This is a genomic window from Enterobacter cloacae complex sp. IR5441, from assembly GCF_049238215.1.
GTDB classification, from domain to species: Bacteria; Pseudomonadota; Gammaproteobacteria; order Enterobacterales; family Enterobacteriaceae; genus Enterobacter; species Enterobacter hormaechei_C.
This window is the reverse complement of the sequence record NZ_JBMKIA010000003.1, coordinates 292,990-305,455: the sequence shown is the minus strand read 5'-3', so window position 1 is coordinate 305,455 and position 12,466 is coordinate 292,990. Positions and strand designations below refer to the sequence as shown.

General features: G+C 54.9%; 9 protein-coding genes and 1 pseudogene. 6 read left to right on the top strand and 4 right to left on the bottom strand.

Annotation, left to right across the window (positions count from 1 at the left end; translation table 11 throughout):
* Window positions 1–4: 4 nt before the first annotated feature.
* Window positions 5–616: a membrane-bound lytic murein transglycosylase EmtA gene (gene emtA / locus ACOTX5_RS05970; protein WP_017384310.1), complete on the top strand. Its 612-nt coding sequence runs from the start codon at window positions 5–7 to the stop codon at window positions 614–616.
* A 37-nt stretch (window positions 617–653) separates the two neighbouring features.
* On the opposite strand, the gene ycgR is transcribed toward emtA, so the two are convergent.
* Window positions 654–1,385, bottom strand: coding sequence for a flagellar brake protein YcgR (gene ycgR, locus ACOTX5_RS05965; protein WP_045911206.1), 732 nt, complete (start codon window positions 1,383–1,385; stop codon window positions 654–656).
* A 160-nt stretch (window positions 1,386–1,545) separates the two neighbouring features.
* Between ycgR and ACOTX5_RS05960 the strand changes: the two genes are divergently transcribed.
* Window positions 1,546–3,648 (top strand): TonB-dependent siderophore receptor, encoded by a 2,103-nt coding sequence (locus tag ACOTX5_RS05960; protein WP_045911207.1) that lies wholly within the window; start codon window positions 1,546–1,548, stop codon window positions 3,646–3,648.
* Window positions 3,649–3,733: 85 nt separating this feature from the next.
* Here the strand turns inward: ACOTX5_RS05960 and ACOTX5_RS05955 are convergent, their stop codons facing one another.
* Window positions 3,734–5,416 (bottom strand): alpha,alpha-trehalase, encoded by a 1,683-nt coding sequence (locus tag ACOTX5_RS05955; protein ID WP_045911208.1) that lies wholly within the window; start codon window positions 5,414–5,416, stop codon window positions 3,734–3,736.
* 451 nt (window positions 5,417–5,867) lie between these two features.
* On the opposite strand from ACOTX5_RS05955, the pseudogene ACOTX5_RS05950 reads away from it, so the two are divergent.
* Window positions 5,868–7,066: pseudogene (locus ACOTX5_RS05950) on the top strand (carbohydrate porin).
* Window positions 7,067–7,153: 87 nt separating this feature from the next.
* Here ACOTX5_RS05950 and gap read toward each other — a convergent pair.
* Together gap and ACOTX5_RS05940 are read right to left on the bottom strand one after the other, a co-directional pair.
* A complete protein-coding gene (gene gap, locus ACOTX5_RS05945) occupies window positions 7,154–8,164 on the bottom strand; it encodes a type I glyceraldehyde-3-phosphate dehydrogenase (protein ID WP_045911209.1) in 1,011 nt (336 codons plus the stop codon).
* 78 nt (window positions 8,165–8,242) lie between these two features.
* Complete coding sequence (locus ACOTX5_RS05940) at window positions 8,243–9,223, bottom strand: GlxA family transcriptional regulator (RefSeq protein ID WP_045911210.1); 981 nt, start codon at window positions 9,221–9,223, stop codon at window positions 8,243–8,245.
* 847 nt (window positions 9,224–10,070) lie between these two features.
* Between ACOTX5_RS05940 and ACOTX5_RS05935 the strand changes: the two genes are divergently transcribed.
* The 3 genes from ACOTX5_RS05935 to tssK are packed head-to-tail and all read left to right on the top strand — an operon-like array spanning window position 10,071 to window position 12,464.
* A complete protein-coding gene (locus ACOTX5_RS05935; protein ID WP_006810964.1) occupies window positions 10,071–10,565 on the top strand; it encodes a hypothetical protein in 495 nt (164 codons plus the stop codon).
* A gap of 23 nt (window positions 10,566–10,588) precedes the next feature.
* Window positions 10,589–11,092, top strand: coding sequence for a type VI secretion system lipoprotein TssJ (gene tssJ / locus ACOTX5_RS05930; protein ID WP_022648418.1), 504 nt, complete (start codon window positions 10,589–10,591; stop codon window positions 11,090–11,092).
* Window positions 11,093–11,120: 28 nt separating this feature from the next.
* Window positions 11,121–12,464, top strand: coding sequence for a type VI secretion system baseplate subunit TssK (gene tssK, locus ACOTX5_RS05925; RefSeq protein WP_015570328.1), 1,344 nt, complete (start codon window positions 11,121–11,123; stop codon window positions 12,462–12,464).
* Window positions 12,465–12,466: the final 2 nt, after the last annotated feature.

Genomic DNA, 12,466 nt, shown 5'->3' with positions numbered 1-12,466 from the left:
TGACGTGAAATTGAGATGGTTTGCTTTTTTGATTGTGCTGCTCGCTGGCTGTAGTTCAAAACATGATTATCAAAATCCCCCCTGGAACCCTGAAGTGCCGGTAAAGCGGGCCATGCAGTGGATGCCGATCAGCGAACAAGCCGGGAAGGCCTGGGGCGTGAGCCCGCGTCTGATCACGGCGATCATTGCCGTGGAATCCGGTGGCAACCCGACGCTGGTGAGTAAATCGAATGCGGTGGGGCTGATGCAGTTAAAAGCCTCGACGGCGGGAAGAGAGGTCTATCGCTACATGGGCTGGAAGGGTCAGCCATCCACCAGCGAGCTGAAAAACCCGGAGCGTAATATCTCTATGGGAACCGCTTACCTGAGCATTCTCGAGCATGGCATTCTGAAAGGGATCGACGATCCGGAAGTGATGCAATATGCGCTGGTGGTGTCGTACGTTAACGGAGCCGGCGCGCTGCTCCGAACCTTCTCATCCGATCGCAAAGAGGCGATAGAAGAAATTAACGATATGGATAAAGATGAATTCTTCGAGCACGTTGTGAAGAATCATCCGTCAGCACAGGCTCCACGTTATATCTGGAAAGTACAGAAAGCGATGGACGCCATGTAACGCCTTTGTCGGGCGGCAGCGCGCTGCCCGACGCCTTTCAGCGCACTTTATTCGCGCGTTCCCGCGCTTCACGCTCCAGTGAGAAGATGATGCGCTGTAATTCCCGTTCGGCGCCTGGCCCGACATTCAGAAAGCGAAAGCTCAGTCGCGGCGTGGTAATGGTTTCGTTTTTGCTGTCCACCACCTTGCGCTCGCTGATGGCAATCAGCTGGGCGTCAAACCAGAAGCGTCCCCATCCGCCCATATCCAGCTCAATCTGACTAAAACGCATGCCTTCCACCAGCCCTTCCGGCTTCGGCGTATCCATTAACGCGCCCATCCCGCCCAGTGACAGGTCGAAGAGACGAAAGCGGATCTCTTTTTTGTCCGGCATTTTTGCCTTACAGAAATAGGCCGGGTGAAGTGGGGCGCTGATGCGAAAAAACTCGCGGCGTTGCACGAACCAGAGGTTAGCGGGCAGGGGAGCGATAAACGCAGGCAAACCCTGGTACGCGATCGTGGTCAGGCGGGGCAGTATAAACTCGACTTTAGCCCCCTGCGTTTCGGCCATCACCGAGAGGTTTTCTGCCTGTAGCGCGGCACGGTTTTCATCGCTCTGGCTACCCAGATCGACGATCAGGTGTTCTGCCGTCACGTCCAGGATCTTGCTGATAAACTGGCTGGTTGACCAGTTGATGCGCAGCGGCACCTCGCCCTTTTTCAGGTCGCGTAACACCCCTAATACAGCCAGCGGATTTTGTTTCAGGAACTGCTCACTGTAACTACTCACGCCAGATGGCTCCTCGATAGATGACAGACTGTCTCTGGGTTATCGGCACGCTGGCATGAAACTTAATACAAACGATCTGTTTTTCTCCGCTGATATTGATTTGCTAATGGAAATGATAATAATTGTCGTTCCTAATACCATCTAATAACAAGACGACACTATGAGCACTTCACGTTTTGCGTTATGCGCGTTGGCAGGCGCCGTCACGCTGGCATTGCAAACACAGGCTTTCGCAGAAGAATCCACCATCGTGGTGACAGGCACAGAGCAGGGCAGCGCGCTCCCTGCCTGGACCAACAGCGCCACGAAATCAGCCGTCGCGGAAAGTAAAACGCCGCAGGTGATCAACACCATTGCCGCTAAAGAGATTGAGCAGCGGCACGCCAGTTCGGTAAACGAGATCCTGCGCTATGCGCCGGGCGTTTCCACGGAGGTGCGCGGGAGCACCTCTTACATGAGCGAGTACAAAATCCGCGGGTTCAACGTCGATCAGGAGTTCTACAACGGCCTGCAACTTCCCTATAACGTCACCGGGAACACCAAAGCGCGAATCGATCCGCTGCTGATTGAGAGCGTCGATATTCTGAAGGGGCCATCATCCGTGCTGTATGGCGGCGGCTCCCCGGGCGGGCTGGTCAATATTCAGAGTAAAAAGCCGCAGAAAGAGGCGAAAACGGAACTGGGCTTTAATACCGGAAACCGCAATCTGAAAGAGGGATACCTGGACTCCACGGGGCAGATCGCGACCAGCGACTGGAACTATCGCCTGCTGGGTAAAGCGACAGAGAGTGACGAACAGGCGCACACCACGCGCTATGAAAACTATCTGGTGGCCCCCTCCGTGACCTGGCAGCCGGATGACAAAACGCGCCTGACCATTGACGCGCTGGCGCAAAATACGCCGAGCCTGACGCCGTCTGATCCGATGCCGCTAAGCTATCTGCGGTCTAAATACGCCGATCGTCGTGACTATGCCGGGGATGAGTGGAGCGGCTTCAAGCAGCGTCAGTGGATGCTGGGCTACAGCTTTGAGCACGAGTTTGACAGCGGCTGGGGCTTTAACCAGAAAGCGCGCTACTTTGACGTGGACACCCACCAGCGCAGCGCCTATTCCACCGGGACGGGCAGCGAGGTCTACCAGCTAAACCGCTTCGCCTATACCACGGATGAAGATTTGCAGAGCTTCAACATTGATAACCAGGTCACCCGAACCGTCGCGCTGGGGGACTGGAAACATCATCTGCTGGCGGGCTTTGACTACCAGAAGCTGAACTCTCACTTCCATTATCGTTACGCCTCGTCCACACCGGGTATCGATATGCGTAATCCGGATCACTCGCAGATCGATAACGATGCGCTGGGGCTTGAAACCGCGCAGAAAAACCGTCTCAGCTATCAGCAGAATGGCTATTACCTTCAGGATCAGATTGCGTTTGGCGGGCTGAACGTGCTGGCCAGCCTGCGCTATGACGACTACCGTTCTGTCACCACCAACTATCTGCAAAACGGTGACAAAGCCTGGGTATCGCAGGATCGCCTCACCAAGCGACTGGGCGCGCTTTATGCCTTCGACAATGGTCTCTCGCCGTTTATCAGCTATTCGGAAGGGTTCGCCCCGGTATCGCCGCAGGGCACGCTGACCGCGAAAGACGTTAAGCCCACCACCAGCAAGCAGGTGGAGGGTGGGGTGAAATACCTGCTGGCGGAATATGCAACCACCTTCACCGCCTCGGTGTTTAACATTCGTCAGAAAAATGTGGTGACCAGCGATCCGGGCTTCCTCAACTATCGCCAGACCGGGGAAGTGGAATCGAAAGGCGCGGAGCTTTCCGCGATGAGTCGTCCAACGGATAACCTGACGCTGATTGCCAACTACGCCTATACCCACGCCATCAATACCGAAGATGACAAGTACCAGGGCAAACGACCAACGCAGGTCCCTGAGAACGCCTTTAATCTGTGGGGGGATTACACCTTTGACAGCACGCCGCTGAGAGGGTTAACGCTGGGGGCAGGGGCACGCTACACCGGGCCGATGGAGATCTCGCCAGCCAACGATGCAGGCAAGCTGGGCGGTACGACGCAGTACGATCTGGCAGCATCCTACCGCATGGGCGAACTGGCGCCATCGCTGGAGGGGCTGACGCTGAAAGCGAGCGCGCAGAACGTCACCAACAAAGAGACGCTCACCTGCTATGACGCGACCAACTGCTGGATAGGCCGCGACCGGACGTTCCAGGTCGGGGCAAGCTACAGCTTCTGAAAAAAGCCCGGTAACGCTACCGGGCCACTTTATTGCACGGAACCGTCCCCTCGCCCCACCGGGGAGAGGGTCAGTGTGAGGGGCGCTACTGCGCCGCCTGTTTTGCAGGCGCGACATCATCGTTTGCCGCAGGCTGATTCTCCGGTACGCTGTCGCACGGCTTCTCTTTCGGGCAGACCATGTCCAGCATCCTGAGCGTCACGCCGTTACTCCAGCCGAAACCGTCCTGCAACGGATACTCACCGCCGCCACCGCCGGTACCGGTCGAAGAGACATCGTACTTCTCAACCAGTTTCTTCTCGCGATCGTAGGTATGCTGAACGTTTTTCAGGAAACGCCAGGTTACGTCCATCGCCACTTTCTGCTGACCATAGTTCTGCAACCCTTCCACCGCGACCCACTGCAACGGCGCCCAGCCGTTCGGCGCATCCCACTGCTGCCCGCTGTTGATGGTGGTGGTAGAAATACCGCCCGGTTTCAGCAGGCGTGACGACGCGGCTGCGGCCACTTTATCGGCGCGATCCTGTGATGCGGCCTTCACATACAGCGGGAAGAGGGCTGCGGCCGTCAGCTGATTACGTACCTTCCTGGTTTTCAGATCGTAATCCGCATACCAGCCCTCTTTATCGTTCCACAGGTGGCTCTCCATGGCTTTCTGGCGTGCGGAGGCCAGCGCATCGTATTTACTTGCGCTGGCGGTATCGCCGTCTTCCTGGCTGGCGCGGGTCAGCAGTTTTTCCATCTTAAACATCAGCGCATTCAGATCCACCGGCACGATGCTGGTGGTGCGGATGGTACCCAGCTTCTGTGGATCGTCCATCCAGCGGGAGCTGAAATCCCAGCCCGAGGCCGCGGCAGAGCGCAGATCGCGGTAAATCTCGGTGGCCGGACGGTTAGGGTTATTTTTGGCGGTGGTCACGTCATCCAGCCACGACTCAGGGCGCGGCGTGTCCCGATCGTCCCAGTAGCGGTTGAGGATCGAGCCGTCATCCAGCTTCACCACGCGTTTGTTCGCCTGACCAGGCTGGAGCCCATCAGCCCCCTCCATCCAGTAAGCGTACTCTTTCTCCATCTGCGGACGGTATTTCTTTAACGCGTCGCTGTCATGCGTGGCCAGCAATTCCACCATCAGCGAGAAGAACGGCGGCTGAGAGCGGCTCAGGTAGTAGCTGCGGTTACCGTTAGGGATATGGCCCCAGGTATCAAGCTCGTAAGCGAAGTTGTCCACCATGTCGCCGATCTTGTCCCAGTGGCCGCTCTCGGCCAGCCCCAGCATGGTGAAATAGCTGTCCCAGTAATAGACTTCGCGGAAGCGTCCTCCCGGCACGACATAGGGTTTTGGCAGGGGCAGGAGGGAGTCCCATTTGTTCGCTTTGTCGGTGGTGCGGGTCAGAACAGGCCACAGATCGTCTATGTGTTCGCGCAGGCTCTGGCCTTCAGGGGGAACGTATTTCTCACCCTCCTTCGGCAGGATAAAGTTCATCTCCACGAAGTGGCGCAGGTCAAAACCGGACTGGGTATGCTGCATCCGGTAATCCGCCAGGATGGTTAGCGGGTCGCTTTTGGGAACGGCATCCGCAAAGGTTTTCTGATCCGGGAACAGTCTGGCGCTCTGTACTTCATTAAAGAGGGGGCCAAGGAGAATATCAGGTGAGCTTTGCTGGCTCGTTGGCTGGTCTTCAGCATAACCAAATGCGGTAACACCGAGTAGTGCGCCTGCCAACGTAAGGTGTAACAAGCCAGGGCGTAGCATTCGAGTTTTTATCATCGGTTCATCTCCATTCGTCGCTGGGCAGCGTCACCGCTGTCGTCAATCACCTGAAAACCTTAGACGAATATTGCCCGCTTCGCGTGTTAGATATCCCATTTTGCGCATTACCAGACAATTTACCGCCGCGCCCGGACGTGAGAAGCGCGCCGGAAACAATTTACTCGGGGAATGTTTTTTGGGGAATGGTTTTAATTAAATATCCTGTCAGGGCACACTATAAATATTGACCAGATTTATGGGTTGCAATCTTTTTTAATTCTGTGAACGGGGTTGTGTTTCTTTATTACATTCCGCGAATAACTTTCCGTGAAGGTCACACAAAGTAAAAAACATAACCGACATAACAAAAAACATAATAGCCTGCCGAAAAACATTTAGACGAAATAGAGTGGCCCATCACTTAGGGTATTCGCTTTTATTTCAGGATGGATTCTATGCAATTAAAAAAATGGTTGTCCTCGTGGGGGTACTCTGTTCTGGCTCTCTTTTTGCGGCACAAAGCGCGACGAGCGTAGATGAAAAACTGGCGCAACTGGAGGCGCAAATCGAGGCGTTGAAACAACAGCAGGCGGCCAGTCAGCAGGCTGCTCCCGTGGTCGTCCAGTCAGAAGAGCCCGTCAATAAAGACGCACCACCGAAGCTGACGCTTTCGGGCTTTGGAGATATAAAATTTTATGGCGATGTGGAATTTAATATGGATGCTGCCAGCAAAACCGGCAGTCTGACTTCTGTTAAGCAAAGTGCTAATAGCGACTGGGCACCGGGAGATAAAGAACGGTGGGATATTAATGGTCGTATTTTGCTGGGGTTTGATGGTTATCGAAAAATGGATAACGGCCATTTTTCCGGATTTTCTGTACAACCACTGGGAGATTTGGCAGGGCAAATGTACCTTGATGATGCGGTATTTTTCTTTGGCGCAGAAAACGACTGGGAAATTAAAGTTGGACGTTTTGAAGCCTACGATATGTTCCCGCTCAACCAGGATACCTTTGTTGAATACTCAGGCAATACAGCGGACGATCTTTATAGCGACGGCTATGGTTACATTTATATGCTGAAAGAGGGGCGTGGCCGTACCGACAGCGGCGGTAACTTCCTGATGAGTAAAACGCTGGATAACTGGTATTTCGAGCTGAATACGCTGTTCAAAGACGGCAGCGATCTGTACGTCGACCAGCGCTACCATGGCGCGGAACTGGAAAATGATAAGAACGTCGCCTATGTCCGGCCAGTTATTTCGTGGCAGGAAGGCCCGTTCTCAACGGCCGTCGCCATGGAAACCAATCTGGTCAACAATGCTTATGGCTATCGGGATGACGCGGGTCGTTGGGTCGATCAGTCTGACCGCACCGGTTACGGATTCACCATGACCTGGGCTATATTTATGCACATAACGAAATCGACGAATTTAACACTTCAACCTTTGACGCAGAGTGTGAGAATGATTGCTGGATCACCGATCCGGGTGAGTATGATATTCACACTGTCCATGCGTCATACCTTATTCCCAACGTAATGAAGATGAAGAACTTTAACATTTACCTGGGCGCCTACGCTTCGTGGGTGAACGCGTCGCCGAAAAAGGGAAGCGATAAGAACGACGATCGTTATGGCGGTCGTGTGCGGTTTAAATATTATTTCTGAAGAGTGTCATGATGCCCCCCTGTTAGCAGGCAGAGGGGCCATTTTGCAGGCCGGGTATGCGCAAGCGTCACCCGGCAATACGATCGGCTACAACCCTTTCTTATCCATCAGCACCGCCAGATCCACCAGACGGTTCGAGAAGCCCCATTCGTTGTCATACCACGACAGGATTTTCACCATATTCCCGCCAATCACCAGCGTTGAAAGCCCGTCGATGATGGATGAGCGCGGGTCGCCCTGATAATCACGGGAGACCAGCGGTTCATCGCTGTAGCCCAGGATGCCTTTCAACGGCCCGCTGGTGGCAGCCTGACGGAACGCGTCATTCACCTCTTCGGCGGTCACGTTGCGGCTCAGCGTCACCGTCAGATCGACAATCGACACCACCGGAACCGGCACGCGCAGGGAATACCCGGTGAGTTTACCGTCAAGCTCTGGGATCACTTTCCCGAGCGCTTTTGCCGCGCCGCTGGAGTAAGGCACAATGGATAATGCTGCCGCGCGCGCGCCGCGCAGATCTTTTTCCGGCTGGTCATGCAGCGCCTGGCTGTTGGTGTAGGCATGCGTGGTGTTCATCAGCCCGTGCTCAATGCCAAACTGCTGGTGCAGCACCTGCGCCGCTGGCGCCAGACCATTAGTGGTGCAACTCCCGTTGCTGACCACAAAATGCTGGGCCGGATCGTACAGCGTGTGGTTCACGCCCATCACCACCGTCAGATCATCATTTTTAGCCGGGGCGGAAATAATGACGCGTTTTGCGCCGCCGCTCGTGATATGCACCGCCGCTTTTTCACGTTCGGTGAAGAAGCCGGTTGCTTCAATTACCACCTCAACGCCTGCGTCTTTCCACGCAATGTTTGCCGGGTCGCGTTCACTGAATACGGTGATGCGTTGCCCGTCAACCTGTAGCGCGCCGTCCGCCGCTTCCACAGGCACCGGCAGCGTGCCGAGCAGAGAGTCATATTTCAGCAGATGGGCGAGGGTTTTACTGTCCGTCAGATCGTTAATGGCCACAATCTGGAGATCCGGGTTGCCCAGCGCCGCGCGCAGGACATTACGTCCGATACGGCCGAAACCGTTAATACCGACCTTAACCATGATGCACTCCTTATCTGTGTTGTCTGGAGTTACTGTAGGCGTCAGGTCAGATGGCGTAAATGACAAAAAAGGATCATATTACGCCATTCTGCGGCAGTGGAAGCGCTGGCGGTATTCGCCCGGCGTGAGATGAAGCTGCTTTTCAAAAACGCGGCGCAGGTTGATGCTGGTACCAAACCCGCTTTTTTCGGCAATGACCTCAAGCGGATCCTGGGTCTGCTCCAGAAGCTGTCGGGCGGCGGCCAGACGCGCTTCGGTGACATAACGGGCCGGAGGCACGCCCACGTCACGCGTGAACACGCGGGTGAAATTGCGCGGGCTCATGGCGACCCGTTCGGCCAGCCTTTCGACGCACAAATCTGCGGTGAGGTTTTGCAGGATCCAGCTTTGCAGTTCGCTGACTGGTCCGGTCGCACCGGACTGCTCCAGATTATAGCGGCTGAACTGTAGCTGGCCGCCAGGCCGACGCAGGTACATCACCATATCCTGCGCCACATTGCGGGCGAGGGTGAAGCCGTAATCATCCTCCACCAGCGCCAGCGTTAGGTCAAACCCGGAGCTGACGCCGCCGGACGTCCAGACGGGGCCATCCTGAACATAGAGCGGGCCGCCCTCAACGTTGACCGCAGGATTGCGGGTTTTCAGGGTTTCCAGAAGCCGCCAGTGGGTCGTTGCCCGGCGCCCATCGAGCAGTCCGGCCTGTGCCAGCAGCAGGGCTCCGCCGCAGACAGAGGCGACGCGTCGCGCATGCGGCGCGGCCAGGTGCAGCCAGTCCACCACGGCGGTGCTCTCCAGCTCATTCATGCCGCGGCCGGTAATGATGATCGTGTCCAGCGGCTCGCGCGGATCCAGCTCCGGCAGGCGATAGTCCGCCAGCAGGTTCAAGCCGGACTGGCCGTGGATCATCAGATGAGGCTGGGTGGTGGCGATAATGATGCGGTAGCGGGGCTGCGCAAGGCCGTCCGGGTGCAGCCGGTTGGCCTGCATCAGAATGTCGGCGATACCGGCGGCCTCAAACAACATGCCACCATCGGGAACGATAATCAGGATCTTCTTCATGTCCTGAAAAGTACCTTTATCACAAAATAAGTCAAGCGGAAGGCGAACATTGTAGAAGAGACAAATGAGGCGTGCCGGGTGAAAGAGTAGAACGGCAGATGTTGGGAAGAAGTAAAATAAATATGTAGTAACGGTAAAACTTCTTGCGTGAGGTTCACTGTCAGCGCCGCTGAACCCCCCAGTTTATGGGCTGCAAGGGAGCGCGCTGAACGATGAGAGAGCAAAAAGATGTAGCCGGGCTTAATTGTTTAGGTGCAAAAAATAACCCCAAAGGGGAATTTTGCTCAGGTTATTTCGGATCGCGAAATTAAATTCCTGCCATTTTCTTAGCCGCCATTTGTTTATGCGGGACGCTCGTGCACAATAAAAGTTATCTTCTGAATGCAACAATGAAAATATCCCAGATATATCCCGCAGCGCACAGAAAAAATGAAATTCTACTAATTATGGTAGTGGAGATAATAAGGGGTTACGTTAATGATAGTGGTTCTCTTTTTCCTGTTTAGCCATTAATTTTCATAGAGTTATGCTCGAAATCTGTCTAAGAAAAAGACGATTTTACCTAAGTGCGCATTTTTTATGAGATTAATCCTATAATGCATTGGGCGTATCATTAAACGCCATTAAGCAGGTGGGAAATATTGAATTGATGACAAGCTCATGTAAACTTGTCTACCGTTTGTCAAAATATGTCAGGAGCATGCTGGGCCCATTTCTGTCGGGTTCGTGCGGTAGCTATGCCTTAAAATAGTTACCTGCTGAAAATATCCCGACTATTTTAACAATAGCACCTAAGTCAAATTTTATCCCCTCTCTTCATCCTCTAAATATCGCTACGGAAAAGCATATGAAACTGCGCGTATTGTTATCACTTCTGTTTGTTATGGCGGTGGCGGGCTGTAAGGCGCCGCAGAAACCAGCGATCACCGATGATACGATTGTGACCAGCCAGGTGAATGGCATCACGCTGACGCACCGTCACGCTGTTACCCCTCCGGCGGAGTTCACTCAGGTGAATGAACCGTACCGTGCCATGTACCCGGCATCCCTGATGAGCCGTCCTGACTACGGCGGAAAAGTGATCCGTACGCTTGAGACCGGTAAAACTTACGTCGTGCTGGGGCAGGTTGAACATTTCTGGATGGCGCTGGCCGATGAAGGGAGTGAACAGCTGATTGGTTACGTGCCGATGCGTGCCGTGATCAAGGCTGACCAGTACGAAGCCACCGTGCGTAAACAGGCACTGCGCCCGAAAGCGCGTAAGAAAACCACCTGTGTTGATGTCGATGGCAACAGCAAAGCCTGCAAAGACAGCGCGAACGGTACCTGGATCCTGAACTAAACGGGTTTCACGAGCATATTTTTATGAATAATAAAAATTTTCATCGGATGTGGTTCCCTTTTTTTGCGTTGATTCTCGCGCTGATCGGTGGTTGTACGTCGTCTTCACACAGCGACCCCTCCCGCTACAATCTCCAGTTTCAGGCTCATCCTCAAATCAATGATTCTGCACCGCTTAAGGTCAGAGTGTTGCTGCTGAAATCCGATGCGGATTTCATGTCCAGTGACTTCTACTCCTTACAGAACAACGCGTCAGCCACGCTTGGCGCGAATCTGCTGAACAGCGATGTGTTCTTCCTGATGCCGGGCCAGCTTTCGAAAACCCTGAGCGGACAAAGCTCACCGGAAGCGCGCTATATCGGCGTGATGGCGGAATACCAGGCGCTGGACGGCAAAAAATGGCGCGTCTCACTTCCTTTGCCTGTTCCCGGCGAAAACGCGATTTACCAGTTCTGGAAATGGTCCGCAGATGAACTCCAGGCCAGCGTCTTTCTTGACGTAAATGGTATCCGGGTCATCAGCCAGTAACGCCCTTCATAACAGGAAAGAGATCATCATGACGAAAGCAGAAAAGGTCGTCTGGACCGAGGGCATGTTCCTGCGTCCCCACCATTTTCAGCGGACAGAAAGTTACCTCCTCAACCACGTTCGTGAGTGGGGGGCCTTGCAGCGATCGTATCTTTGGGGCTTTCTCGACCTTGAGCTGGATGAAGCGATGCTTCGCCAGGGCTGTATTGCCCTGAGCTACTGTAGCGGTTTGCTGCCTGACGGCACCTTTTTCCAGGTTCGCAGCGACCGCAACGGTCCGGCTCCGCTAAAAATCCCCGATAATCTCACCAATGAAAAGGTGGTGCTTGCGCTGCCGGTTCGTCGCGGTGGCCGTGAAGAGGTGATTTTCAGCGAGGAGCAGTCTTCTCTGGCGCGTTTTATTACCTTTGAACAAGAGGTGGAAGACGACAACGCCATGTCGGTCGGGGAGGCGACGGTCCAGTTTGGCCGCCTGCGTCTGACCCTGATGCTGGAGAAAGATCTGACGGCAGAATGGACCGCCATCGGCGTGGCGTACGTCACCGAAAAGCGCAACGATAACCACGTGCGGCTGGATAACAGCTACATTCCGCCAATGCTGAACGCCAATAACAGCCCGCAGCTGTACGGTATGATCAATGACCTGCACGGCTTGCTGGTGCAGCGTAGCCAGCAGATCGGCGGTCGACTGCGCCAGCCGGGGCGTTTCAATACGTCCGAGATGGTTGAGTTCACGCTTCTCTCGCTGATCAACCGCCACCTTGGCGACGTCTCACATTTAAAAACGCTGCCGCTGCTTCACCCGGAAGCGCTCTGGCGCAGCTGGCTGCCGTTTGCCACGGAGCTCGCCACCTGGACGCCGCAGCGTACCGCAGAGAGCATACTGCCGGTATACGACCATGACGATCTCGCCGTTTGCTTCAGCAAACTGATGCTGATGCTGCGTCAGGGGCTGTCGCTGGTCATGGAAGATCATGCCATCCAGCTGCCGCTGCACGAACGCTCCCACGGGCTGAACATCGCCACCGTGCCGGAGACCAGCATGGTCCGCGAATTTGGCTTCGTGCTGGCGGTAAAAGCCAATGTCCCCGGCGAACACCTGCAAACCCATTTCCCTGCCCAGATGAAGGTTGCGCCAGTGTCGAAAATTCGCGATCTGGTTCAGCTCCAGCTGCCGGGCATCATGCTTCGGGCAATGCCCGTCGCGCCGCCGCAGATCCCGTGGCACGCAGGCTACAGCTATTTCGAGCTCGAGAGGGGCAGCGAACTGTGGCACGAGATGGACAAGTCCGGGGCATTCGCGCTGCATCTCGCAGGGGAATTCCCGGGTCTCGATATGGAGTTCTGGGCCATCCGTAGCCCGACAGAATAATA